The organism is Methylobacterium sp. 2A, from assembly GCF_009806555.1.
In the GTDB taxonomy this organism is placed as follows: domain Bacteria; phylum Pseudomonadota; class Alphaproteobacteria; order Rhizobiales; family Beijerinckiaceae; genus Methylobacterium.
Genome location: NZ_VUOK01000052.1, coordinates 124153 through 148952 on the forward strand (window position 1 = coordinate 124153; position 24800 = coordinate 148952).

Genomic DNA, 24800 nt, shown 5'->3' on the forward strand with positions numbered 1-24800 from the left:
CGCGGCCTCGATAGCCGAACTGCCGGCGCGCCGGCAAAGCGTCCCGATGTCCTGACGGCGGGCTTGGGAACGGCTATGCCGGCCCGTCCCGAACCCGGAGTCCCGCGATGGCGCCAGCCCTCACCCCGGAGATCGCCGCCCGCTTCGCGGCGCTCGCCCTCGGCCACGTCACCCGCGAATACCCGAACAAGCCGGGCCATGTCCTGGCAGGGCCGGAGGATGCGCGCACCCCCGCCGAACTGCATCCGGTCTTCCACGGCAGCTACGATTGGCATTCCTGCGTCCACGCGACCTGGCTGCTCGCCCGCGTGCTGCGCCTGTTTCCGGAGGGCGCGCAGGCGGGCGCGATCCGCGCGCATTTCGACGCGCAGCTGACCCCCGAAAAGGTTGCCGGGGAATGCGCCTATCTCGGCCGGCCCAATGCCCGGGGCTTCGAGCGGCCCTACGGCTGGGCGTGGCTCCTGAAGCTCGCCGACGAGCTCGCCCGCCTGGACGAGCGCCGCTGGGCCGAGGCGCTGGCGCCGCTCGCCAAGATCGTGGTCCGGCGGTTCCGGGATTTCCTGCCGCTGGCCCCCTACCCGGTGCGGGTCGGAACCCATTTCAACACCGCCTTCGCGCTGCGCTTGGCCGCCGACTACGCCGAAGGCGCGGGCGATGCGGCGCTCCGGGCCCTGCTGCTGCAGAAGGCCGAGCGCTGGTACGGGGCGGACGTGGAGTGCCCCGCCTGGGGCGAGCCGGGCGGCGACGATTTCCTGTCCTCCGCGCTGATCGAGGCCGAATGCATGCGCCGCCTGCTGCCGCCGGAGCGGTTCGGCCCCTGGTTCGACCGGTTCCTGCCCGATCTCGCATCGGGCCGGCCCGCGACCCTGTTCCGCCCGGCCGCGGTCACGGATCGCAGCGACGGCAAGATCGCCCATCTCGACGGGCTGAATCTCAGCCGGGCGTGGTGCTTCCGGGCGCTGGCCGCCGCCCTGCCTCCGGAGGATCCCCGCCGGCCGCTGCTGATCGCGGCGGCCGAGGTGCATCTGGCGGCGGGGCTGCCGCACGTGGCGGGCGACTATATGGGCGAGCACTGGCTGGCGACCTTCGCGCTGCTCGCCCTGGAAGCGTGAGGCAGCTCCTCATGGCGGCCGGCAAACGATGAAAGGGTCCTGAGAACGTCCCGTCGCGGGCTGCCTTGATCCTCCTTGGGCAAAAAAAGACCGCCCTCAAGGAGCGGTCCGAAGTCTAGGGAGGAAACGCCCACGAGGGGCAGCAGCGCGACGACGCCATCGTCGTGCTGCACTGCGTCAACCCGAGAGGGGCGAGGTTGTTCCGGCTCGGGCTTCTTGAGGTTCGGGGCTTGATTGGCGGGGGCTCACCGATCCGTGGCCCGACCCTGTCCCGGGCGCCTGCCGCGCGCTCAACCCAGGACACCGCCGCCCCGGTCGCGGGCCGTCACTCCTGCGCCGCACCTTCCACGGGGAGGCGGCGCAGCGCCCGTGGTGGGCCGCGCCGCTTGGCCGCCTCGTACAGCACCTGGGCGAGTTGCGCGGCCGAGTAGGGCTTGCGCACGAGTGCGAAGCCGTGGGCGTCGTCCTTGGCGAGCACGTGGCTGTAACCCGAGGTCAGCACCACCGGCAGGTCGGGCCGCGTGGTCTGCAATTGCCGGGCGAGCGCGAAGCCGCCCATGCCGGGCATCACCACGTCCGAGAACACCACGTCGAAGCGGTCCGGCGTGCTGTCGAGTTCGGCGAGCGCCTCCTCGGCGGATTTCGTCCAGACCGGGGCGTGGCCCAGATCCTCCAGGATCTGGGTGCAGAAGCGGCCGACCCCGAGATTGTCCTCCACCACGAGGATGCACAGGCCCCGCTGCGGCTCCGTCTCCGGCTGCGCATCGCGGCCGGTCTCGGCCGCCGCCGCGGGGGCCGCGACCTGCGGCAGGTAGAGAGTGAAGGTGGTCCCGCCCCCAAGCGCGCTCGCCACGTCGATGTCGCCGCCCGATTGCTTGGCGAAGCCGATCACCTGGGACAGGCCGAGCCCGGTCCCCTTGCCGACCTCCTTGGTGGTGAAGAACGGCTCGAAGATCCGCCCGAGATCCGGGGCCGGGATGCCGGCGCCCGTATCGGAGACCCGCACGGCCACGAACGGCCCCCGCGCGCCGGCATGCCCGCGGATCGGCGGCATCGGGCAATCGCCGTCGAGGCGCAGGGTCAGGCCGCCTTCCCCGTCCATCGCGTCCCGGGCGTTGACCGCCATGTTGATCAGCGCGGTCTCGAACTGGCTCTCGTCGGCGCGCACGTAGCGGGGCGTGTCCGGCAGGTCGATGGTGACGCGGATCCGCGCGCCGGTCACCGAATCGAGCATGTCGGCGATGCTGCGCAGCCGGGCGCAGATGTCGAAGACCTGGGGCTTCAGCGCCTGCCGTCGGGCGAAGGCGAGGAGCTGGCCGGTGAGCTTGGCGGCCCGGTCGACCGTGTCGGAGACCGCATCGAGGTAGCGCCGCCGCCGCTCCTCAGCCAGCTCGGGCCGGCGCAGGAACTCCACGGAGGAGCGGATGATCGTCAGCAGGTTGTTGAAGTCGTGCGCCACGCCGCCGGTGAGCTGGCCGATCGCCTCCAGCTTCTGCGACTGCCGCAACGCCTCCTCGGCCTGGCGCTGCTCGGTGATGTCGCGGCCGAATCCGTAGAACAGCCCGTCCTCCGGGACGACCGTCCAGAGCACGCGCCGCCGGTCCCCGGAATGGGTCACGCAGGCGAGTTCCACGTCCTCGACCCGCCGGTCCTCGCAGAGCGGCCGCAGGGCGGCCCGCGCGGCCTCGCGCTCCGGCTCCGCGATGAAATCCAGGGCGGCCCGGCCCAGGGTCTCCGCCTCGGACCAGCCGAGCGCCCGGCTCCAGGAGGGGTTCACCGACTGGACCCGCCCGTCGCGATCCGAGACGAGCTTCAGCACCGGCGAGAGCGTCCAGACCCGGTCGCGGTCCCGGGTCTGCTGGGCGACCTGCGCCTCCAGGCGCTCCGCCCGGGATTGGAGGAGTTCCTCGATCCGCTTCCGCTCGGAGATGTCGTGCGCGAAGACGTAGAACCCATCGACCTGCCCGTCCGGCCCGCGCCGCGGGAGGTAGCGCGTGTCGGCGGTGCGGCTCTCGCCGTCCGGGAAGGTCCAGGCCCATTCGTGCCGGATCTCCTGGCCCGCGAGCGCCCGCGCGATGGCGGCGCGCCGGGCCTCGAAGGCCTCGGGGCCGAGGAGGTCGACCACGGTTCGCCCCACGACGTCGGCGGCCGACAGGCCGGTCCAGGTCTCGTAGGCCGCGTTGGCGAACTGGTAGACGAGGTTGCGATCGATGAAGGCGATCAGCACCGGCATCGCGTCCGCGACGAGGCGCAGTTCGGCCTCCCGCGCCTGCAGCACCATCTCGCTCCGGCGGCGCTCGGTGATGTCGTTGAACAGGATCGCGACGCGGTTCCGCAGCGGCCCGTCGACCCGGTAGGCATGCACGTCGTACCAGCGGCCGAGGCCGGCGGCCTGCTGCTCGAACCGGACCGGCTCCCCGGTGAGGGCGACCTGGCCGTAGAGGTCGAACCAGTGCTGCTCGTGGCCGGGCACGAGCTCCCGCATCGTGCGGCCGACCACGCCGGCCAGGCCGGTCTGTTGCTCGAAGGCGGGGTTGACCTCGAGGAAGCGGTAATCGACCGCCCGGCTGTCCGCGCCGAAGATCAACTCCACGATGCAGAAGCCGGCATTGATGAAGGCGAACAGCGAGCGGTGGCGCTCCTCGGTGCGGCGCAGGGCGGCCTCGGCGCAGCGGGACTCCAGCTGCGTCATCACCGCCCGGGCGAGCGCCTTCAGGACGAAGACCTGCTGGTCGGTCAGGATGCGCGGCTCCCGGTCGAGCACGCAGAGGGTACCGATCACCCAGCCGTCGGGCGTCACCAGGGCGACGCCCGCGTAGAAGCGCAGATGCGGCTCCCCGGTGACGAGGACATTGCCGGCGGTATCCGGCTCCGCCGTCAGGTCCGGCAGGATCAGGATGCCGTCCGCGCGCATCGCCTCGGTGCAGAAGCCGAAGGCGAGCGGCATCGCCTGCTGCGCGTGGCCTACCGCGGCCTTGATCCATTGCCGGTCGGCGTCGATGAAGTTGATATGCGCCATCGGTGTGCCGCAGGCCAGGGCGGCCATCTCGGCGATCTCGTCGAACGCCCGTTCCGGGGGCGTGTCGAGAATCGCGTAGGCTCGCAGGGCCGCGAGGCGCTGGGGATGCTGGGGCTCGAAACCCGACGGGCGGGGCATTGTCTGGGTCCGCGACACGGAGGCGTCATAGCCTACGCCTTCGACCCTCCCAAGTGAGTCCATGCAACGCAGCTCCGGCAATAAGACCAACAAAGGGTTTGCGCGGGGGGAAGCTCCTGAACGCGCAGGGCGGATCCCGCCCGGCCTTCATCCCTGCGCGGGTTCTGCGAATCGCCGCGCCCCCCGCGGCGCGGCGGATTGCTATCTTGAGTTGCAGATATGACTCTTACGGTTACGGGAGGGGGGAACGGGCCGCCCTGATCGCTCCCGCGTTCCCGCCCGCGGTAACATTTCCGTGTTCCGGGGGCTGCCCGACCGGGCGGCGCGTACCCGGCAACCGGACCGGCACGGTGCGCCGCTGTGGATGGGATTGTCGCGTCCGGGAGCCCCTGCGGCCCGTGCCGCGTTGGCGGGGCTGGGATATGGATCCGGACCGAGATGGCCAATCGCAGGTTGAAGTCGCGCGTGCAGCCCGGCGGTGAGGACGCGCCGCTGATGCCCACGGGGGCCCTCGCTGTGGCGCTCCTCGGCTACGACGCGGGGACCGCGCCCCTCGTCCACGTCGCCCGGGACGGCCGCCGCCTGGAGGAGCTCGCCGCGACCCTGCGGGCGCTCGACCCCGAGGCCCGGGTCGCGATCTTCCCCGAATGGGATTGCCTGCCCTTCGACCACGCCTCGCCGTCCCGGGCCACCATGGGCGCCCGGGCCGCCGTGATGCGCTGGCTGACCGACCGGGACGCGCTGCCCGATTTCGTGCTGACCACCGCCCCGGCCCTGATCCAGCGTGTGCCCCCGCCGGAGACCTGGGCTACGGCCCGGGTGACGCTCCGGGTCGGCGACCCCCTCGACGTCGCGGCCGCGACCGCCGACCTCAAGCGCCTCGGCTACATCCTCGACGAGCGGGTCGACGAGCCCGGCGAGATCGCGGTGCGCGGACGGACCGTGGAGGTCTTCCCCGCGGCGGCGCCCCGCCCCTGCCGGATCGAGCACATGGAGGGCCGCGTCGCCGCGATCCGCTCCTACGACCCGATCTCGCAGCGCTCGGTCGCCGAGGCGGACGAACTCGTGATCGATCCCGCCACCGAGATCATCCTGGAGCCGGGCTCCGGCCAGAGCTTCGAGCCCTTCACCGGCCAGGAGCACCGGCTGGAGCGCTACTACCCGCGCCTCGTGACCCTGCTCGATTACGTGCCCGAGGCGCGCCTCGTGATCGAGGACGGTACCCAGGCCCGGATCGACGCCGTGTTCGAGCAGATGGCGGAGGCGCGGGGCCGGCTCGGCGCCCGCGACGGTCGGGGGCAGGCCGAGGCCGGCCTCTATCTGACGCCGCAGGCGTGGCGTGACATCGTGGCGGCCCATGATCGGATCGCCGCCACCGAGGAGGCCGGGGACTCGCTGGCGCTGCCCTCCTTCGCCCGCGAGCGCCGGCCGGGCACCGCCTTCGCCAAGCTGCTGCGCGAGCGGCTGAAGGCCGGCGACGTGATCGTCCTGGCCGGCGGCCGCCAGCCGCTGCGGCGGCTCGTGCGCCAGGCCGGCAGGATCGCCGAGCGCCCGATCCGGCTGATCGACGCCTGGGCGGATGTCGCCGCTTCCGCCCCGGGGGACGTCCTCGCCCTGGAGGCGCCCCTCGGGGCCGGGTTCCGGGTGCCCGACGAGGGCGCGACCGTCATCGCCGCCGCGGACCTGTTCGGGCCGGATGCCGCGGTGGCGGGGGGCACCCGGGCGATCCTGCCGATGGGCGAGGTCGACCTGCGCCCGGGCGACGTCGCGGTCGACCGCGATCACGGCCTGTGCGTGTTCGAGGGGCTGGAGCCGGTGGCCACGCAGGGCGCTGACCCCTCCGAGGCCCTGCGCCTGCGCTTTGCCGGCGACGCGATCCTGATGGTGCCGGTCTCCCAGGCGGACCGGATCTGGCGCTACGGCCCGGAGCCCGACGCCGTCACCCTCGACAAGCTCGATGGCGGCACCTGGCCCCGCCGCCGCCTGGAGGCCGAGGCCACCATGGCGCGCACCGCCCGGCTCATGCTGGAGGCTGCCCGCGCCCGCCGGGAGACGGACGCGCCGGTCCTGGCGCCGCCGGCCAGGGAGATGGAGCGCTTCGCCGCCGGCTTCGGCTTCGCGCCGACCCCGGATCAGGCCGGTGCCATCGACGAATTGATGGCCGATCTCGCCTCCGGCCGGCCGATGGACCGGCTGGTCTGCGGCGATGTCGGCTTCGGCAAGACCGAGGTGGCGCTGCGGGCGCTCGCGGCCGCGATCTTCTCCGGCAGGCAGGCCGCGCTCATCGCCCCCACCACCGTGCTGGCGCGGCAGCACGCCGAGACCCTGCGCCGCCGTTTCGGCCGCTTCGGGATCGAGGTCGCGCAGCTCTCCCGTCTCGTGGCGCCGGCCGAGGCCAGGCGCGTCAAGGCCGGGCTGGCCGATGGCTCGATCCGCTTGGTCGTCGGCACCCATGCGCTCGCCGGCAAGGGCGTCCATTTCGCTGACCTCGCCCTGACGGTGATCGACGAGGAGCAGCGCTTCGGCGCGAAGATGAAGGCCGATCTGCGCCGCCTCGCCGAGGGCGGGCACGTGCTGACGCTCACCGCCACGCCGATCCCGCGCACGCTCCAGGCGGCGCTCGTCGGCCTCCAGAGCCTCAGCGTCCTGGCGACGCCGCCGGCGCTGCGCCAGCCGGTCCGCACCGTGGTGGCGCCCTACGATCCCGAGGCCGTGCGCGAGGCGCTGATCCGCGAGCATCGGCGCGGCGGCCAGAGCTTCGTGGTCTGCCCGCGGATCGAGGACATCGCCCCCATGGCCGAGCGCCTGCGCGCGCTCGTGCCCGATCTCTCGATCCTGGTGGCACACGGGGACCTCAAGCCCTCCGCCATGGACGAGGTGATGGTCCGGTTCGCGGAGGGCGACGGCGACGTGCTGCTGGCCACCGCCATCGTGGAGAGCGGGCTCGACGTGCCCCGGGCCAACACCATGCTGGTCTGGGAGGCGGCGAAATTCGGGCTGGCGCAGCTCCACCAGCTGCGGGGCCGCGTCGGCCGCGGCCAGCGGCGCGGCACCGTCCACTTGCTGAGCGACCCGGCCGCGCCCCCGCCGCCGGCCGCGCTCCAGCGCCTGCGCGCCCTGGAGGCGCTCGACCGGCTCGGCGCCGGCTTTGCGGTCAGCGCCCGGGACCTCGACCTGCGCGGAGCCGGCGACCTCGTCGGCGAGGATCAGGCGGGGCACGCCAAGCTCGTCGGGCTCGGCCTCTATCAGCACCTGCTGCAGCTGGCGCTGACCGCCGCCAAGGGCGGCCGCGCCGAGGATTGGAGCCCGGAGATCGAGCTCGGGCTGCCGAGCCGGATCCCCGAGGATTACGTGCCGGAGCCGGAGATCCGCCTGAGCCTCTACACGCGGCTCCTGCGCCTGCGCGAGGCCGAGGCGATCGACGCCCTGGCCGGGGAGGTGGAGGACCGGTTCGGCGCGGCCCCCGCCTCGATGCGCGCCCTGTTCGATCTGGCGCGGCTGCGCGCGGCCTGCTGCGAACTGGGCGTCGCGCGTCTCCGGGGCGGCCCACAGGGCGTCGCGGCTGATCTCAGGCCGGACCGGCCGCTGCCCGCCCTGCCGGTGACGGATGGGGTGATCCTGCGCGAGGGCCGCGTGGTCTGGAAGCGGCCCTGTCCCGACGCGGACGCCTGCGCGGCGCTGGCGGGCGAACTCTTGGAGCGTGTCCGCACCGCCCGGGAGCGCGCCGGCTGAGCCTGTCGGAACTTGCGCCCGGCGCTTCAAAGGGTCACAGCCTGTCGATCAGAAACTGCGAACGGGAGCGCCACATGCACGTCACGATTGAGCAGGCCGAAAAGGCCATTGCCGCCGCCCGGGCGAAGGCGATCGAGCTCGGCACCCAGATGTGCATCGCGGTGGTGGATTCCGGCGGCAACTTGAAGGCGTTCCACCGCATGGACGACGCCTGGGTCGGTTCCATCGACATCGCCCACAAGAAGGCCAAGACATCGGTGTTCTTCGGCATGATGACCGGCCAGATCGGCCAGCTGTCGCAGCCCGGCGGTCCGCTCTACGGCATCGAGCACTCGAACGACGGGCTGATCACCTTTCCGGGCGGCATTCCGATCGTCGATGCCGATGGCGTGATGTCGGGCGCCATCGGCGTCAGCGGCTCCACGGTGGAGAACGACCACACGGTCGCGGAGGCCGGCGCCAAGGCCATCGGTCGGACCGAACTGCCGGCCCATCCCTGGCGAACGTAACGGGCGGTCAGGACGCGCGCTGCGCGAGCGCGCGTCCGATCCCGAGCAGCAGCATGCCCGACAACTGGCGCAGGGCAGTATCGCCGTGGCGCTCCAGGGCGGTATGGGCCTGGATGCAATGGTCGGCCGCGGCGTCCAGATGCTCTGTCGGCGTCGTGTTGTCCTCCCGCGGTGACGCCCAGCGCCGGTACAGCTCGGTGATGTCGATATAGGCCCCGCACCCGTGAAGACGCCCGGCCTCGTCGGGAGCCAGGAGGCCCTGGTCGAGGATCCAGCGGGTCTCGCCCGTCCCGGTCAGGATGCGGAACTCGATGGCCACCGGTCCGCCCACCGCGTGGAGGGCCTGGATCGTCCCGAAGACTCGCTCGCGATCCTCCGGGTGGATCCGCCCGAGGGCGACATCGAGGGGCAGAGGCTTGCCGACCAGCCCGGGATTCCCCGCCAGCACGGATGCGGCGCCGAGGTCGAGCACGGATCGGCCGGCGGGAACATCCGTGTCCCAGGTGCCGATGAATCCCGCGGCTTGCAGGGCTGGTGCGGCCGTGGAGGCCAGTAGCATGAGAACCCCTATCCGCCTGAGGCCGGCCCGCGTTCCGCGGCCGGATGAACCATCCGACGAGTATCTGCGGCGGCGCAGTCCGGACGGCGCAGAAGCATCAGGGCATTCGAGACGCTGATCAGGATCTCATAAACCATTGCATGGGTCAAATATTTGGCAAAAATAGAACGTCCAAAACTAAGTGCAGTTTTATACAAAAACGTATCGTCGAACTTTGGCGCCTGTCTTGGCTCTGCCCGTTGGCGCTGCCCGCCCCGTGGCGGGACCGTCCGCCGTCCTGCAGGCTCCGGACGTCCGATCCCGGTCCCGCCCTGGTGCCGATCCGGATCGCGGCCTAACCTTCGCATCCGGTACGCCTTCGACAGAGAGGCATCGCAGCCATGGATCGCATCAACCTCCCGCTCTCGCGGGACCGGCTCTGGGACAGCCTCATGGAACTCGCCGGGATCGGGGCGTTGCCCAACGGCGGCAACGACCGCCAGACCCTGACCGATCGGGATGCCGAGGGGCGCGCCCTGTTCCGGCGCTGGGGCGAGGCGGTGGGGCTCACCCTCACCGTCGACCGGGTCGGCAATATGGTCTTCCGCCGCCCGGGGCGGAATCCGGACCTGAAGCCGGTGGCGATCGGCAGCCATCTCGACACCCAGCCCACCGGGGGCAAATTCGACGGCCCTCTCGGCGTGCTCGCCGGGCTCGAAATCATGCGTGCCCTGGACGAGGCCGGCCTCGAGACCGAGGCGCCGCTCCTGCTGATCAACTGGTGCAACGAGGAGGGGTCGCGCTTCCCGCCGCCGATGAGCGGCAGCGGCGTCGCCATGGGGATCGTCCCGGAGGCCGAAGTGCTGGCGACCCGGGACCTCGCGGGCCTCGTCTTCGGCGACGAATTGCGGCGGATCGGCTGGCAGGGCGAGGCCGATCCGGCGGCCCTGCGCGGGATCGGCGCCTATTTCGAGCTGCATATCGAGCAGGGCAAGCGCCTGGAGGATGCGGGCCTGACCATCGGAGTGGTCGACCGGGCGCTGGCCCAGATCTGGTACGAGATCACCGTGCAGGGCGAGGAGGCCCATGCCGGCAGCCCCATGGACGGGCGGCGCGACGCCCTGATGGCCGCGGCGGCGCTGATCGCCTCTCTCGAAGGCATCGCGCGGGACGCGGTCGGGGCCGGCGGCGAGCGCGGGCGGGCCACCGTGGGCGTGCTGAAGGCCGAGCCGGAGAGCCGCAACATCACGCCGGGCCGGGTCTGGTTCAGCCTCGACACGCGCCACGGCGACACGGAGCAGCTGGAGGCGATGCGGGGGCGGATCCAGGCCCGGGCTGACGCCCTGGCGGCGGAGCGCGGCGTCGCGATCCGCGTCGAAGAGTTCTGGCGCGCGCCGCCGACCCCGTTCGACTCGGTGCTGGTCGACCGGATCCAGGCCGCCGCCGAGGCAAGGGGCCACGCCTGGACGCGGATGCCGACGGCGATCTACCACGATGCGGTCTACTGCGCCCGCGCGGTCCCGGCCGCCCTGGTGTTCTGCCCCTGCCATGGCGGCATCAGCCACAACGAGGCCGAGAGCATCACGCCCGATTGGGCCGGGGCCGGTCTGGAGGTTTTGGCCGACGCGGTCCTCGCGACGGCGGGCTTGGGCGCCAGGAAGGCAGGGTGAGAGACCTCACTACGGTCCGGGTTTTGAGCGACGGCGCGTCAGGAGAACCGCGGTCACGAAGTGCATCTCGCGCACGGACCCGATATCCCGCGGTTCCCAGACCGTGCGCAGGGGCGTGTCCCGGCCATCAGGTGCCAACACCGTTCCCTCGAACACGACGGCCAGCATGCCGACGCGCGTCGTGGAGGGCTGCCGGACAGGTTGCCCGTCGCGTGCAGGACGAGGGCATTCGCGAGGATCGCGGGCTCGGCGGGCGTGAAGCCGAAGCGCATCAGGTACTTCGCCTTCGGGCCGCCGACCGGATGCGCCAAGTCGGTCAGGTAGCGGGAAATCTTATGCGCATCGATGTGCCATGTGACCGGCGCGCGATCATCGGTCAAAGGGCTGGATGCTCGACGCGGCGTATCTCATGCGGGAAGACCGAGACGAGAGCCCCGGGCGGCTCGGCGAACTCGACGACGTAGCTTTCGCCCTCGCCGTGGACGCTGACGATCGTGCCTTCACGCCCGCTCGGAATGAGCTCGCCGTCATCGCTCACGGTGTCGGCGAGCAGCACCACATCGTCGAGGTCCCGAAGGCTCGACTGCGGAACATCCTGCTGGAATCGATAGGCCAACGCGACCGACCTGCCGATAGGGTAGGATGTCCGATAAGACTGGACAAGTCGGCCGCCTCCACGGGCCGCAAGGGAGGAGCCCGGGCCGATCCCGGTGTCCGGCACGCGGCTCGCAGAGGGAGGTTCCCGCCATGCCCGACGACAACGTCATCCGCCCCGCCTTCGGCACGCCGCGCCGGCCTGAGCCCGCCGGGCCGGAGGCGGCCGACCAGCCGTCCCTGCGCGTTCTCGGCACGGGGGCGGGCCATCGGGTCGGCCTGATCCGGGATCCGTCCGCGCAGGAGGGCGAGGTCTTCCGGATCGTCGTTGGACTGGAGGACGAACCCGAGGTCGAGACCGTGGCGCTGCTGCCGGCCACCGCCGGCGCGGAGGAAGAGGCCGAGCGGATCGGCTTCGCGGTCCTGCGGGCCCTGGAGGTGGTCGAGGGCGCGATCTGAGCCGCACCGTTTTCGGTCCAGGGGTGTTCTTCACGACAGGCGCGGGAGGGACGCATGACGGTCGGCAAGAGGACTGTCGACAAGAGAACCGTCGACAAGGGGGCAGCCGGCAAGGACCGCCCGGCCGGCCGGGTCAGCAGCACGACGATCGCGATTCCCGCCCGGGCCGGGATGGTCTGGTCGGTGCTGACGGATCTCGAATCCTATCCGGACTGGAATCCGTTCATCCGGAAGGCCGAGGGGCAGCGGCGCGCGGGCGCGCGCTGGCGCCTGGAGCTGACCCTGAACGGCCGGTCCTACCGGACGGTGTGCGTGCAGGTGACCGGCTGGGAGCCCGGCCGGTGCCTGACCTGGCGCGGCGGCATCGCGACGCCACCCCTGATCATCGGCACGCACGCGTTCCGGATCGCCGAGACCCGGCAGGGCGTCGACCTCGTCCAGGCGGAAACCTTCGCGGGCTGGCTCGCCCCCGTGCTGTTCCCCTGGCTGCGGGCCCGCATGCAGGCCCGGTTCGCCGAGATGAACGCGGCGTTGCGGGACGAGGTCGCGCGCCGGACGGCCGAGACGGCCTGACCGGCGGCCCCGCTCAGTCGACCGGCTTCGGCTTGACGATGGGCGAGCGGGTCAGACTCTGGATCTCGCGGCCGGGCCGCCCCGCCTTCAGGGCGATCTCCGCCTCCTGCTCGAGGATGAGCTGCCGGGCCGGCTCGTCGCCGTCCAGCCCCCCCAGGATCTCCATCGGCACCCGCCGGTTCGAGGCCCGGGAGCCGTCGGTATAGACGACATCGAACATCACGAAGCCCCGCTCCTGCGGTCTCGACTTGATACGCTTGGCCATAGGTGCTGATACGCCGCCGGTATTGGTCGCGGCAAGCCGCTGCGACGCGCGGGGGGCGTGCGGCGCGCAAAGGCCGCGCCCCCGCGGCACTCCCGCGCCAGACGAGGACGCTGCCCGTGATACCCTGGGTTCATCTCGACACCGGATCCGTGCCCGGCGGCGGCACGCCCTTGCGCCTGATGCGGCGCGGCGACGAGTTCGCGATCCTGGCCGATACGATCGAGCTGATGAACAACCGCCGCAGCGGCTCCGAGGTGGCGCTCGCGGCGATGACCTGCGCCCGGCTCGCCGACCGGCCCCGGGCCCGGATCCTGATCGGCGGCCTTGGCATGGGCTTCACCCTGCGGGCGGCGCTCGCGAATCTCGGCCCCGAGGCGCGGGTGGTGGTGGCCGAGCTGGTGCCGGCGGTGATCGCCTGGGCGCGGGGTCCGCTGGCGCATGTCTTCGCCGGCTGCCTGGACGATCCACGGGTCGACCTGCAGGAGGCCGACGTGAACCGCCTGATCCAGGCGGGGCCGGAGCGCTACGACGCGATCCTGCTCGATGTCGATAACGGCCCGGAGGGCCTGATGCTCCGGTCGAACGACCGGCTCTACGACACCTGGGGCCTCAAGCGCGCCCGCTGGGCCCTGCGGCCGGGCGGGATCCTCGGCGTCTGGTCGGGGGCGCCGGACCGGAAGTTCAAGAGCCGGATGCAACGCTCCGGCTTCGCGGTGGACGAGCAGCGCGTCCATGCCAGCGGCCGGGGCAGCGGGCCCAAGCACGTGGTCTGGCTCGGGACGAAGGTCGCCAATTTCGCCGCGCCGGCTCACGATGCGCCGGCGCAGGCCGTCGCCGGCCGGGTGAGGCGGGTCCGATAGGTCGCCTGCTGCCGCTCACGGTCGCACCCCCTGTACCGGCGGCGCGGTCTCCCGCACATTCAGCCCATGGGTGCGAATTGCGGGCATCTCTACACGGTTGAAGTCAGGCCGAGCCGGCATGATCCGGGTCGCTTCACCTGGGCGATCCGGGATCGCGGCAAGCTGGTCCGGGGCTCGTACCGTCCGCACGCCTCCGAGCACGCCGCGCGCGCCGTGGCCCTGGCCGAGGTCGAGCGGCTGATCGGGCATGACGGCCGGTCGGGCGGGGCCTGATCCGCCGATTCCGCGCCCCGGCCCAGCGCTGTCATCCAATCGTCACGGGCCGGCCAGAAAGCCTCGCGCTGCATCCCCGGCAGAGAGGGCTCCATGGACTTCCACCGTCGCTTCACGGTCCTGATGTGCACGCCGGCCTTCGATCCGGACGACCTGGAGGGCGCGCGCGTCAATCAGATCGTGGCGGCCGTGGAGAGCCGCGGCTTCGAGGTGGTGCGCGCCCGGCGGGTCGAGGACGCGGCCATCGCCGTCCAGACCGACGCGGCGGTGGGCTGCCTCGTGGTCGATTGGGGCAAGCGCGGCCTCGACGGCAAGGCCGCCGCCCTGATCGACATGATGAGGAAGCGCGGCCTGGAGATGCCGATCGTCATCATGGTCCGCCGCAAGCGGCTGGAGGACATCCCGGTCGAGCTCCTGGACTTCATCGACGGCTACATCTTCCTCGCCGAGGAGACGCCGGAATTCATCGCCCGCGGCCTCGTCAGCCGGGTGACGCAGTACGCCGAGACGCTCAAGACCCCGTTCTTCGGCGCGCTGGTCGACTACGCCGAGAAGGGTAACCAGCTCTGGACCTGCCCCGGCCACAACGGCGGCATCTTCTACAACCGCTCGCCGATCGGCCGGATCTTCGTCGAGCATCTGGGCGAGGCGATCTTTCGCGACGACCTCGACAATTCGGTCCTCGATCTCGGCGACCTCCTGACCCACGAGGGTCCGGCGCTGAAGGCCCAGAAGGAGGCCGCCCGGATCTTCGGGGCGGAAAAGACCTACTTCGTCCTCAACGGCACCTCGGCCTCCAACAAGATCGTCCTGTCCTCCCTGGTGGCGGAGGACGACCTCGTCCTGTTCGACCGCAACAACCACAAGGCGGCCCATCACGGCGCCCTGTTCCTCGGCGGCGGCATCCCGATTTTTCTGGAAACGGATCGGAATGCCTATGGGCTGATCGGCCCGATCTACCACGAGGCCCTGGACGAAACGCGGATTCGCGAAAAAATCCGCCGGAACCCGCTGGTGACCGATCCGGAGGCGTGGCGCCGGGAGCGGCCGTTCCGCGTCGCGGTGATCGAGCAATGCACCTATGACGGCACGATCTACGACGCCCAGGAGATCCTGGAGAAGATCGGCCATCTCTGCGACTACATCCTGTTCGACGAGGCCTGGGCGGGCTTCATGAAGTTCCACCCGCTCTACGCCCGCCGCTTCGCCATGGGGCTGACCGGGCTCGACGAGACCTCGCCCGGCATCGTCGCCACGCAATCGACCCACAAGCAGCTCGCGAGCTTCAGCCAGGCCTCGCAGATCCACACCCGCGACGGCCATATCCGCGGCCAGACCCGGCGGGTCGAGCACAAGCGGCTGAACGAGAGCTTTCTGGTCCACGCCTCCACGTCGCCGTTCTATCCCCTGTTCGCCTCCCTCGATGTCGGCGCCCAGATGATGAAGGGGCGCTCGGGCATGATCCTGTGGGACGACACGATCCGGCTCGGGATCGAGTGGCGCAAGAAGGTCCGGGCGATCCGGCGGGAATTCGAGGAAAACGAGCGCGATCCGGCCCGGCGCTGGTTCTTCGACCCCTTCGTGCCGGACGTGACCAAGGACGCCGACGGCGATGAGGTGCCCTGGGAGAGCGTGCCGACCGACGAACTCGCCGCCACGCCGCGCCATTGGGAGCTGAAGCCCGGCGCGCGCTGGCACGGCTTCACCCATGTGGCGCCGGGCTACGCCATCACCGACCCGAACAAGCTGACCGTGCTCACCCCGGGCTTCGACCGGAAGACGGGGGCCTATGCCGAGCACGGCGTGCCGGCACCGATCGTGGCGCAATACCTGCGTGAGAACCGGATCGTCGCCGAGAAGAACGACCTGAACTCGCTGCTCTTCCTGCTGACCCCGGGGGTCGAATCCTCCAAGGCCGGCACGCTGATTTCGGGCCTCGTCGCCTTCAAGCGGCTCCACGACGACAACGTCCCGCTGGAGGAGGCCATGCCGGAATTCGTCGCGCGCCGGCCGAACCGCTACCGGGGCGTGCGCCTGCGCGACCTCTGCGGCGAGTTCCACGCCTTCCACCGGGAGGCCGGCACCTCCACGCTGCAGCGGCGGCAATTCGCCCCCGAGCACCTGCCCGAGATGGTGATGCCCCCGAAGCGCGCCGCCCAGATGCTGACCCGCAACAAGGTGGATTACGTGCCGATCGCCGAGGCCGAGGGTCGGATCGCCACCACGCTGATGCTGGTCTATCCGCCGGGCATCGGCACGGTTCTGCCGGGCGAGCGGCTCGACGAGCGGGCCAAGCCCATGCTCGACTATTTCAAGATGTTCGAGGCCTCGGCCAACCTGTTCCCGGGCTTCGAGGCCGAGATCCAGGGCGTCTACCGCGAGGTCGATCCGGACGGGCGGATCCGCTTCCACACCTATGTCGTGCGCGAGGGGGCCTGATGGAGATCGAGGTCGAGGCCCCCGGCCCGCTCCCATCCCGGCCCTGCCCCGACATCGTCATCCGCGCCTCCTCGGACGCGGATCTCGAGGCGATGGTGGCGATCTACGAGCACCATATCGGCAAGGGCGTGGGCGATGTCGGGGCCTTCGAGGAGGCGCGTCTGCTCCCCGACGACCTGAAGCGGCGGCGCAAGTCGATGCGCAAGAAGCGCCTGCCGCATCTCGTGGCCGATCGCGGCGGCGTGGTGGCGGGCTACGCCTACGCGGTGCCGTTCCGGAAGCGCCCGGCCTACCGCTACACGCTCAAGCACTCGATCTACGTGCATCCCGACCACCTGCATGCCGGGATCGGCCGGCGGCTGCTGCCGGCGCTGATCGAGGCCTGCGCGGCGGGCGGCTACCGGCAGATCATCGGCTATATCGATGCCGAGAACGAGGCCTCCTTGCGCCTCCACGAGGCCTGCGGCTTCGAGCGGGTCGGCTACCTGCGGGCGGTGGCGTTCAAGTACGGCCACTGGGCCGACAGCGTGATGGTCCAGCGGGCACTGGGCACGGGGTCGGAGGACCGGCCGGGGTAGGGGACTGTTGCGCCGCTGGCGCGGCTGGTCTTTGCTGGGGCCGGTTTCCTTGGAAAAGGCAGGACGGCACCGCGCCTCTCCCTCCCCCGCAGAGGGGGGAGGGAGAGGCGGGGGCCTTCGTCCTGGTTCTCGAAAGCAGAGGACGCCCGCGCAACGGCTCCGGACAGCAGCCGTCCGCGGCCGTCAGCCCGCCCTCAATCCTGCTTCTCGAAGGCGCCCGCGATGGTGAGGTGCAGCTCGTCGCCGATCAGCGGCACGTAGGTCTTCACGCCGAACTCCGAGCGCTTGAGCGTGCCGGTGGCCTCGAAGCCGACCGTGACTTTCTTGCTCAGCGGGTTCACGCCGGCGCCGACCAGCGTGACGTCGAGCGTCACCGGCTTGGTCACGCCGTGGAGCGTCAGGTCGCCCGTCACCTTCGCGTGGTCCTTCGCCGTGGGCACGACCTTGGTGGACACGAAGGTCATGTCGGGGAACTTCGCGGCGTCGAGCCACTGGTCGCCCTTCAGCTCGTCGGTGAGCTTGGCGCTGGTGGTCGTCACCGAGGCCACCGGGATCTTCACCGAAAGCTTCGCGGCGGCCGGGTTCTTCGGCTGCAGCTCCAGCGTGCCGGAGGCGTCCGAGAAGCCGCCCGCGTAGTTCGAGAAGCCCATATGGGACACCCGCCAGCCGACCTGGGTGTGATTGGGATCGACCGCGTAGGTGCCGGCCTGGATCTGGGCCGGGTCACGCGTCGCGGGGCTCTGGGCCAGGGTGGGCGTGGCGATCAGGAGGGCCAGAAGGCCGGAGGCGAGAAGCGACTTCACGGGGATCTCCCACACGAGCAACGGTCGGGCGCGATTCGGCGCGCCGTCGGAGCCCTGTAGCGCCGTTCACGGCCAGGGTTGAGCCTGCTATCCGGAACCCCATGGTTGCCAGAACGGAAACGTTTCGCGGAGGACTCGACGACGTGCGGGCCTTCTGCACGGTCGTCGATCTCGGGACCGTGACGGCGGCCGCCGCCAGCCTGCGGGAGACCAAGGGCAGTGTCAGCCGGCGGATCTCCCGGCTGGAGCGGGCGCTCGGCGCCCGGCTGATGGCGCGGACCTCCCGGGCGGTCTCGCCCACCGCCGAGGGACTCGCCTTCTACGCCAAGGCGCAGGAGAGCCTGACGCTCCTCGACGAGGCCGCCGAGACCGCCCGCGACGCCCGCACGGTGCCGGCCGGGCACCTGCGGATCACGACCTCGATCGATTTCGGCATCGAGGTGATGCCCGAGATCATCGCGAGTTTTCGCGAAGCCTATCCGCAGATCACCGTGGAGATGCTGAACACCGATGCGCGCCTCGATCTGGCGGCCAACCGGATCGACCTCGCCCTGCGGCTCGGCAGCGCCGAGGAGACCGGCTACCGGGCCGTCGTCCTGGCGACGCTCGCGGCGGGCCTCTATGCCGCCCCCGCCTACCTGCTGCGCCGGCCGGCCCCGGCGGACCTCGCCGCCCTGCACGATCACGACCTGATCCTCGCCCGCGAACGGTTCGGCACGGCGGCCCTCGCGCTGACCGACGGACGGGGCCGCACCGAGCCGCTCTCCGTGAGCCCGGCGATCCGGGTCAGCGACTTCGCCACCGCGCACCGGTTGACCCTGGCGGGCGCCGGGATCGGCCATCTCCCCACCCTGGTGGCCGCCCGCGCCGTGGCGGCGGGCCAGCTCCGGCGGGTGCTGGCGCCCTGGGCGAGCCGCGGCGCGGCCCTGCGCGCCGTCACCCTGGCCGGGCGCGACCTGCCGGCCCGGGTCCGGGTGTTCCGCGACCACGTGAGCGCCGCCCTGGCAGTCTACGACTGCACGCGCGAGCCCAGGATTTAGGCGCCAATACTGTCTATGATCAAACACATGAAATAATGAGGCAACAGATTTTAGAAATTCGATAAAATGATAGCGATGGCGATATCATTTCGTTGGTGGGCGTCCGTCACCATGCGGTGCAACAAGCCCGACACCCCGTGAGCGATCCGGGTCGGTCGGGGCCGTTCAAGACCATCGCGGACGCCATCATGCCTCCTCGCCGCAGGTGCCTGCGCTCTCTCCTCATCGTCGGCACGCTGACCCTCGCGGGCTCCAGCGTGGCACCGGAAATAGCGCGGGCGACCCTGTCGAGCGCAGTCCGGATCGTGCTGCAGAAAGGGCGGCACTATGCGCCGACCGACCTGTATCTCCGCCAGGGCGATACGATCACCCTGCGCAACGGCGACGACAGCCTGACCCACCACGCTTTCATCGAGGCGGAACGGTTCTCGTTCGACGCTGGCGATCAGGAGCCCGGTACCGAGACGCGGCTGACGCTGGTCGAGCCCGGGGATTTCGTGATCCAGTGCGGCATCCATCCGAAGATGAAGCTCACCATCCACGTTCAGTAGAGCCTCATCCCGAACGATGGCCGCCGGCCTGCGGATCGGGATGGGATCACGAAAAGGACTGGGCGCCTCGGGTCAGCTGTCGCGGCCGAATCCGAGACCGCGCAGGATGTCGCCGATCGGGTCGATCCGCCGGCTGGCCTCCGATGCGGGCTGCGGCGCAGCTTGCGGCATCGCGGCCGGATCGACCGCGGCGGTGTGGGCCCGGGCGGAGCGATGCAGGCGGGCGACCCGGGATCGATTCCGCTCCGCCCCCTTCCCGCGATGGAGCGCGGTGCTTCTGCGGGGCAGTTCGGCGGTCGCCGAAGCGGGAGCCGGCGGAGTCGCGGTGGGCAGGAGTACCGGCGACGGCGACGCGAGCGTCCCGGTCGTCTCGGTGGTGCGGCGCGCCGGCGGATCGGTCCAGGCCACCGGCGTGACCAGGGATGCGGCGGCCGCGGCGGACCGCACCTGCCCGTCGCGATCGTGCGAATGCAGATTCTGAACAGCCACGCCCAGCCCGAATACGGCAAGGACCGTGGTTGCGAGGGCAGAGCGAGCGTATTTCATGACGGGAAAACGTGCGGTCAAGCTCCCGGTTCCGCTTGACTGCTGTGGCGAGTTCTGACGACGCGCCGTCGCCAGGCCGCGATCCGAAAATAAAAAAGGCCACTCCCGAAGGAGCGGCCCGAAGTCTAGGGAGGAAACGCCCAAGAAGGGCAGCGGGAGGGCGACGCCATCGCCGTCCCGCAATGCACAGATAGGATATCGCAATGCGGTAGGCAATGGCGTGATGCGCTGGAAGACAGGCGCATCGCGCATTTTCATGGCTTCCATGCTCTGGCGTCATGCCGGCGCCCGCCGCCTCACGCGCCGCGCCGCTGATCCCAGACCTCCGGATTGACCAGCCCGCCCGGGTGCCGGCCGGCCAGCACGTCGACCACCCGGGCCGCGGCGGTCTCGGCCGTGCGGATCAGGGCGGCCTCGGTGGAGCCGCCGACATGGGGGGTCAGGATCACCCGCTCCTGGCGGGCGAGGGGATGACCGGAGGGCAGCGGCTCCTGCGCGGTGACGTCGAGCCCCGCGCCGGCGATCGTGCCGGCCTCCAGGGCCTCCACCAGGGCGGCCTCGTCGATGAGGCCGCCGCGGCTGGTATTGATGAGGAAGGCGCCCCGCTTCATCCGGGCGAGCTGCTCGCGGCCGATCAATCCCCTGGTGCTGGCGGTGAGCGGCAGGTGCAGCGAGACGATGTCGGCCTCCGCCAGCACGGCCTCCACCGAGGTGGCGCGCAGGGCCCCCACGGTGGCGAAATCCGTCTCCGGGCGGCTCGGCCCGTAGGCCAGCACCCGCAGGCCCAGAGCGGCGCCGAGCCGGGCCGTGGCCTGTCCGATCGCCCCGAAGCCGACGAGGCCGAGGGTGAGGCCGGCGAGTTCGACCAGACGAGCGGTGAACTTGAAGCTGTCGTCGCCCTGCCGGACCGACCGGTCGGCCCCGGGCAGCGCCTTCGCCAGGGCGAAGATCAGCGCCAGGGTCTGCTCGGCCACCGAGACGGCGTTGGCGCCGGGCGTGTTGACCACCACGATGCCCGCCTCGGTCGCCGCCGCCTTGGCGACGTGATCGGTGCCGGTGCCGTGCACGCCGATCACCCGCAGGTCCGCCGCCGCCGCGATGGCCTCGGCCGGGAAGCCGGTGTTGCGCGTGATGACGGCGACGCAGCCTTCGACGTCGCGGGCCAGGGTCTCGGCGTCGGTGCCGCGGGCCGGGCGCGGCTCCAGACCGGCCGCGCGCAGCCGGTCGAGGCCCGCCGCATGGATCGGCTGGACGATGAGGCACGGACCGGTGATCACGGGGCAGGGTATCCTTGGCCGACCGGGGAGGCCGGGTTCGAGCGCTGGGAACCCGATCGTCCTAGGACCGACCCTGCGCCGAGGCAACGGGCGTTCCCGCCATGCCGGCCGCGCGTCGAGCGGAACCCCTCAGGCCGTTCAGACGATCCGCGGCGGGGCGTCGGCGGTGAGCGGCCCCACCGGGCGCCAGACGTTCTTGCGCAGGCCGAGCTGCTCCAGCCGGTCGAGGAGCCACCACTCGATCCGGGTGCGCCAGCGGGCGAGGCCCATGAGCGACCAGACATCGAACCCGGCGAGCGGCAGGAACGGGTTGTGCCGGTCGTAGGCCCAGACCTCGATGCGCACCGCCGGCCGCAGGGACGGGCCGCGGGCATGGAAGCCCACCGTGTCGCCCACCACCAGCGTATTGCCCGGGACCGCGAAGGCGACCGGATCGGCATAGCCCATCCGCTTCAGCTCCGCGGGGCTGGCCCGGAACGAACCCCGGCCGCTGAGCCGGTCGAGGCCGCTCGCCGCGTTGATCGCGGTGCGCCGCTCCCAGGCGAGCCGCCGCTTGGTCAGGCGGTGCGAGCCCGGCACATAGGTGAACGGCCCCTCGTCGGCGGCGACGTCGGTGAGGAACAGCCACGCCTTCATGGTCGGGTGGAACGTGTCGATGTGGAAGTTGGTCTGCGGGTCCGGCGGCGCGTCGGTGACGTGCGACAGGATCGTCTGCACGGTCAGGATCGGCTCGCAGTTGAAGCTCGCCACGTAGCGCAGGAGGTTCTTCCATTCGGGCATCGCCAGGAGACGGCGCATGGCCGGCATCCGCTTCAGCGTCTCCGGATCGAGGGGGATGCGGCGGGTGACGGTGTCGCCCTGCACCTGCTCGCGGCCCTCGGCCGTGCGCCGGTCACCTCCGCGTAGACCGCCCTGTGCAGGTCGGCCGGCATGAAGTCGGCCCGCTTGATGAAGCCGTCGCGGGCGAAGTCGGCCCGGTCCTGGGCGCTCACCAGATGGGCGAGCTGGCGGCGGCGCAGGCCCGCCATGGCATGGGCGAGCCGCACCCGCAGCGTGTGCAGGCCGGCGCGGTTGAGCCGCTCCGAGCCGAGGATCGGGTTGTCGACGAACGACTTCGCCCCCGTGGCGAGCTGCGCCACCCAGAGCGGCACCATCGCCACCCGCCCGAACGATGCCATGTCGCTCTCCACCAGTAGAACAGGCCGATCGGCCGCGAATCTTTGAAATGTTAAAGAGTGTTAGGCGGTGATCCACCGTAGAGAGAAGAGTTGTTATACATTGCGGCGGATTTTTGGACGGCCCCATATCGAGGGCTGGTGCCGATCCGGCGGTTGCCCCGGTCGTCGCCGGTGTTTCACGGGAAACACAGCGCTCCGGCCCGCACGATCCTGTGGCGGCGGCGTCATCGCCACGCGGGCCGCCGCTTGGTAGCACCGGCCCGGCATGACGACATCGCAGTGGCGCACCCTACGGAACGGGCAGGCCCGGGCGCGGCTGGAGCGGGCGCTGCCGCCGATCTTCCCGGCTCCGGTCCTCCGGCACGCCCTGTCGCGACCCCTGATCCCGCCGACGCCACGGCTCGCCGTCGAGAGCTACTGGCGCAACCACATCCTCCGGGCCGACCGGCTCGCCCGCGCCCTGGCGGCCCGCTCCGGCACGCCGGAGGGCTGGACGTGGCAGCTCGACCGCAATGGCTCGGGTGAGGGGCGCGCCGGCAGCTTCCGGACGCCGCCCGCCCCCTATCGCGATCCCGCCTTCGCCCGCGGCCGCGGCGCCTGCTGCATCTGCGGCCAGCCGGTCTACCGGTTCGGCTGGCACCGGGATCTCTGGGGCGGCGGCGCACCCAACGCCCGGGCCGGCTGGCATGCGGCCTGTGTCGCGGCCTGGAAGTTCTGGCTCGCCCCGCACGCGCAGGTCCGGGCGCTGAAGCTCCGTCAGCGGCATCGCTGCGCCACCTCCGGCAAGCGGCTGCTGCGCACGGCCGAGGTCGACCATGCCCTGCCGCTCTACCAAGTCTGGCGGGAGCACCGCACCCGCCCCTGGCCGGAACTCCTCGCCTATTGGGGCGCGCCGAATCTCCAGGTGGTCAACCGCGCCGTCCACGTCCTCAAGTGCCGGGACGAGGCCGCGGAGCGGTCCCAGACCCTGCGGCTCTCCCGCTTCCGGGTGATCGAGGACGAGTCCGGGTTCAGCGTGATCGAGGAGGGCTGAGCGGCCCGCTCAGCCGCCCACCGCCGCGAGGCCGCGGGATAGATCGGCCAGCAGATCGTCCTCGGCCTCCAGGCCGACCGACAGCCGCAGCAACCCATCGGTGATGCCGGCGATCGCCCGCGCCTCCGGGTCCATCGCGGCATGCGTCATGGTCGGCGGATGGGCGACCAGGCTCTCGACCCCGCCGAGGGACTCGGCGAGGGTGAAGACCCGCACGGCCCCGACGAAGGCCCGCACCGCCTCAAGGCCGCCCGCGAGCTCGAAGCTCAGCATGGCGCCGAAGCCGGCCTGCTGCGCCTTGGCGAGGGCATGTCCGGGATGGGACGGCAGGCCCGGATAGTGGACGCGGCTCACCGCCGGATGCGCGTCGAGGAAGCTGGCGATCCGACCGGCGTTGCGCTGCTGCTGTTCGACCCGCACGAACAGGGTGCGCAGGCCCCGGAGGGTCAGGTAGGCGTCGAGCGGCGAGCCGGTGACGCCGATCGTGTTCGCCCAGGCGGCGAGGTCCTCGCCGACCGCCTTGTCGGCCGCGATCACGGCCCCGCCGATCACGTCGGAATGGCCGTTGAGGAACTTCGTGGTGGAATGGACCACGAGGTCCGCCCCCAGGGCGATCGGCTGCTGCAGGGCCGGCGACAGGAAGGTGTTGTCGACCACCGCCAGCGCGCCGACGGCCTTCGCGGCGGCGGTGACGCGCCGGACATCCACCACCCGCATCAGCGGGTTGCTCGGCGTCTCGACGAGCACGACCTTCGGCCGCTTGGCCAAAGCCGCCGCGAGGGCGTCCGGGTCGGTCTGATCGACGAAGTCGACGCGGTAATGGCCCCTTGCGGCGCGGAAGCTCAGCAGGCGATGGGTCCCGCCGTAGAGATCGTGCGGCGCGACCAGCAGGTCGCCGGGCCGCAGGCTCGACAGCGCGAGGTCGAGCGCCGCCATGCCGCTCGCCACCATCACGGCCCGGGCGCCGCCTTCGAGCTTGGCGATCGTGTCGGCCAGCGCGTCCCGCGTCGGGTTGCCGAGGCGCGAGTAATCGTAGGGGCCGGGCTGCTCGAAGGCCGGGAACTTGAAGGTGGTCGACAGGTGGATCGGCGCGATGACCGCCCCGAAGGCCGTATCCTGGGCCACGCCGTTGGCCGCCGCGACGGTGCGAGCCGCGAATCCGTCTGACATCGACTTTCCTCCAGGCCGATCCGCGGCCCCGAGTCCTGCCTCGGGTCGCGGGCCGTTCTTTAAACAGGACGTATCCGTCTTTCAAGAGAACGACATGCGGTCGCGCCTCTCCAGTGGAGAAATGCGGTGGGCGAGGCATACCACGCCTTGCCGGCGCCGAAGCAGCCAATTGGCCGCTGGGTCGCCCGGCTCAACCTGAGCTGACGGACCGGCGGCGGATGAATCGCAAATAATATAGGTGCCTCGGCGAGAAAAATTTTTCTTCTGCGGTCGATATAACGGCGTGATGGAATAAATAATCTCAATTTTTTCTCGAAGACGCAATTAACTCTGAATATCTGGGCGCATTGTTTTTATTCAGCGCAAGACGCCGAATATATCTAGAGTTAATTATCTGAGAGTGTCATATTTTTGTTATTGGTACCGAACTATGAGGCGCTGTC

General features: G+C 71.0%; 23 protein-coding genes. 13 read left to right on the forward strand and 10 right to left on the reverse strand.

Annotated elements, in window-relative coordinates; translation table 11 throughout:
- Window positions 1–107: 107 nt before the first annotated feature.
- On the forward strand, window positions 108–1112 hold the full coding sequence (locus tag FVE89_RS23375; RefSeq protein WP_160536659.1) for a DUF2891 domain-containing protein: 1005 nt from the start codon (window positions 108–110) through the stop codon (window positions 1110–1112).
- 325 nt (window positions 1113–1437) lie between these two features.
- Here FVE89_RS23375 and FVE89_RS23380 read toward each other — a convergent pair whose 3' ends face one another.
- Complete coding sequence (locus FVE89_RS23380; protein WP_160536660.1) at window positions 1438–4269, reverse strand: PAS domain-containing protein; 2832 nt, start codon at window positions 4267–4269, stop codon at window positions 1438–1440.
- A gap of 438 nt (window positions 4270–4707) precedes the next feature.
- Here FVE89_RS23380 and FVE89_RS23385 point away from each other — a divergent pair, with 438 nt between their 5' ends.
- Both FVE89_RS23385 and FVE89_RS23390 read left to right on the forward strand, forming a co-directional pair.
- Window positions 4708–8001, forward strand: a complete 3294-nt coding sequence (locus FVE89_RS23385) for a DEAD/DEAH box helicase (protein WP_160536661.1) — start codon at window positions 4708–4710, stop codon at window positions 7999–8001.
- Between the two features lie 74 nt (window positions 8002–8075).
- A complete protein-coding gene (locus FVE89_RS23390) occupies window positions 8076–8510 on the forward strand; it encodes a heme-binding protein (RefSeq protein WP_160536662.1) in 435 nt (144 codons plus the stop codon).
- Between the two features lie 7 nt (window positions 8511–8517).
- On the opposite strand, the gene FVE89_RS23395 is transcribed toward FVE89_RS23390, so the two are convergent.
- Window positions 8518–9069: a PAS domain-containing protein gene (locus FVE89_RS23395; protein WP_160536663.1), complete on the reverse strand. Its 552-nt coding sequence runs from the start codon at window positions 9067–9069 to the stop codon at window positions 8518–8520.
- Window positions 9070–9449: 380 nt separating this feature from the next.
- Between FVE89_RS23395 and FVE89_RS23400 the strand changes: the two genes are divergently transcribed.
- Window positions 9450–10718, forward strand: coding sequence for an allantoate amidohydrolase (locus tag FVE89_RS23400; RefSeq protein WP_160536664.1), 1269 nt, complete (start codon window positions 9450–9452; stop codon window positions 10716–10718).
- Window positions 10719–11094: 376 nt separating this feature from the next.
- Here the strand turns inward: FVE89_RS23400 and FVE89_RS23405 are convergent, their stop codons facing one another.
- The gene (locus FVE89_RS23405; RefSeq protein ID WP_202131023.1) at window positions 11095–11334 is read right to left on the reverse strand and encodes a DUF4926 domain-containing protein; all 240 of its coding nucleotides are present in this window, start codon (window positions 11332–11334) and stop codon (window positions 11095–11097) included.
- Window positions 11335–11465: 131 nt separating this feature from the next.
- Between FVE89_RS23405 and FVE89_RS23410 the strand changes: the two genes are divergently transcribed.
- Window positions 11466–11771, forward strand: coding sequence for a hypothetical protein (locus FVE89_RS23410; protein ID WP_160536665.1), 306 nt, complete (start codon window positions 11466–11468; stop codon window positions 11769–11771).
- 54 nt (window positions 11772–11825) lie between these two features.
- The gene (locus FVE89_RS23415) at window positions 11826–12344 is read left to right on the forward strand and encodes an SRPBCC domain-containing protein (protein WP_160536666.1); all 519 of its coding nucleotides are present in this window, start codon (window positions 11826–11828) and stop codon (window positions 12342–12344) included.
- Between the two features lie 13 nt (window positions 12345–12357).
- Here the strand turns inward: FVE89_RS23415 and FVE89_RS23420 are convergent, their stop codons facing one another.
- Window positions 12358–12609, reverse strand: coding sequence for a hypothetical protein (locus tag FVE89_RS23420; RefSeq protein ID WP_160536667.1), 252 nt, complete (start codon window positions 12607–12609; stop codon window positions 12358–12360).
- Between the two features lie 116 nt (window positions 12610–12725).
- Between FVE89_RS23420 and FVE89_RS23425 the strand changes: the two genes are divergently transcribed.
- The 4 genes from FVE89_RS23425 to FVE89_RS23440 all read left to right on the forward strand — a co-directional run bounded on the left by FVE89_RS23425 (window position 12726) and on the right by FVE89_RS23440 (window position 16759).
- On the forward strand, window positions 12726–13469 hold the full coding sequence (locus FVE89_RS23425; protein WP_342389733.1) for a hypothetical protein: 744 nt from the start codon (window positions 12726–12728) through the stop codon (window positions 13467–13469).
- Window positions 13470–13535: 66 nt separating this feature from the next.
- Entirely contained in the window at window positions 13536–13742 is a 207-nt protein-coding gene (locus FVE89_RS23430) for a hypothetical protein (RefSeq protein ID WP_160536668.1), read from the forward strand.
- A gap of 93 nt (window positions 13743–13835) precedes the next feature.
- On the forward strand, window positions 13836–16181 hold the full coding sequence (locus FVE89_RS23435; protein ID WP_160536669.1) for an Orn/Lys/Arg decarboxylase N-terminal domain-containing protein: 2346 nt from the start codon (window positions 13836–13838) through the stop codon (window positions 16179–16181).
- Window positions 16181–16759 (forward strand): GNAT family N-acetyltransferase, encoded by a 579-nt coding sequence (locus FVE89_RS23440; RefSeq protein WP_160536670.1) that lies wholly within the window; start codon window positions 16181–16183, stop codon window positions 16757–16759. Before FVE89_RS23435 ends, FVE89_RS23440 begins: the two co-directional genes overlap by 1 nt.
- Window positions 16760–16953: 194 nt before the next feature.
- On the opposite strand, the gene FVE89_RS23445 is transcribed toward FVE89_RS23440, so the two are convergent.
- Window positions 16954–17562 (reverse strand): YceI family protein, encoded by a 609-nt coding sequence (locus tag FVE89_RS23445; protein WP_160536671.1) that lies wholly within the window; start codon window positions 17560–17562, stop codon window positions 16954–16956.
- A 101-nt stretch (window positions 17563–17663) separates the two neighbouring features.
- Here FVE89_RS23445 and FVE89_RS23450 point away from each other — a divergent pair, with 101 nt between their 5' ends.
- Both FVE89_RS23450 and FVE89_RS23455 read left to right on the forward strand, forming a co-directional pair.
- Window positions 17664–18602 carry a LysR family transcriptional regulator gene (locus FVE89_RS23450; protein WP_160536672.1) on the forward strand — a complete coding sequence of 313 codons (939 nt, stop codon included), beginning with the start codon at window positions 17664–17666 and terminating at the stop codon, window positions 18600–18602.
- A gap of 137 nt (window positions 18603–18739) precedes the next feature.
- Window positions 18740–19153: a hypothetical protein gene (locus FVE89_RS23455; RefSeq protein ID WP_342389734.1), complete on the forward strand. Its 414-nt coding sequence runs from the start codon at window positions 18740–18742 to the stop codon at window positions 19151–19153.
- Window positions 19154–19225: 72 nt separating this feature from the next.
- Here the strand turns inward: FVE89_RS23455 and FVE89_RS31340 are convergent, their stop codons facing one another.
- The 4 genes from FVE89_RS31340 to FVE89_RS31350 form a co-directional block, all read right to left on the reverse strand.
- Complete coding sequence (locus tag FVE89_RS31340) at window positions 19226–19966, reverse strand: hypothetical protein (protein ID WP_246731145.1); 741 nt, start codon at window positions 19964–19966, stop codon at window positions 19226–19228.
- Window positions 19967–19995: 29 nt separating this feature from the next.
- Entirely contained in the window at window positions 19996–20976 is a 981-nt protein-coding gene (locus tag FVE89_RS23465) for a hydroxyacid dehydrogenase (protein WP_160536673.1), read from the reverse strand.
- Between the two features lie 138 nt (window positions 20977–21114).
- Window positions 21115–21840 carry a phytanoyl-CoA dioxygenase family protein gene (locus FVE89_RS31345; protein ID WP_342389736.1) on the reverse strand — a complete coding sequence of 242 codons (726 nt, stop codon included), beginning with the start codon at window positions 21838–21840 and terminating at the stop codon, window positions 21115–21117.
- Window positions 21789–22154 carry a hypothetical protein gene (locus tag FVE89_RS31350; protein ID WP_246731146.1) on the reverse strand — a complete coding sequence of 122 codons (366 nt, stop codon included), beginning with the start codon at window positions 22152–22154 and terminating at the stop codon, window positions 21789–21791. Before FVE89_RS31350 ends, FVE89_RS31345 begins: the two co-directional genes overlap by 52 nt.
- Before the next feature lie 265 nt (window positions 22155–22419).
- Between FVE89_RS31350 and FVE89_RS23475 the strand changes: the two genes are divergently transcribed.
- Window positions 22420–23187: a hypothetical protein gene (locus FVE89_RS23475; RefSeq protein ID WP_160536674.1), complete on the forward strand. Its 768-nt coding sequence runs from the start codon at window positions 22420–22422 to the stop codon at window positions 23185–23187.
- A gap of 9 nt (window positions 23188–23196) precedes the next feature.
- On the opposite strand, the gene metB is transcribed toward FVE89_RS23475, so the two are convergent.
- Window positions 23197–24357, reverse strand: a complete 1161-nt coding sequence (gene metB, locus FVE89_RS23480) for a cystathionine gamma-synthase (RefSeq protein WP_160536675.1) — start codon at window positions 24355–24357, stop codon at window positions 23197–23199.
- Window positions 24358–24800 lie beyond the last annotated feature (443 nt).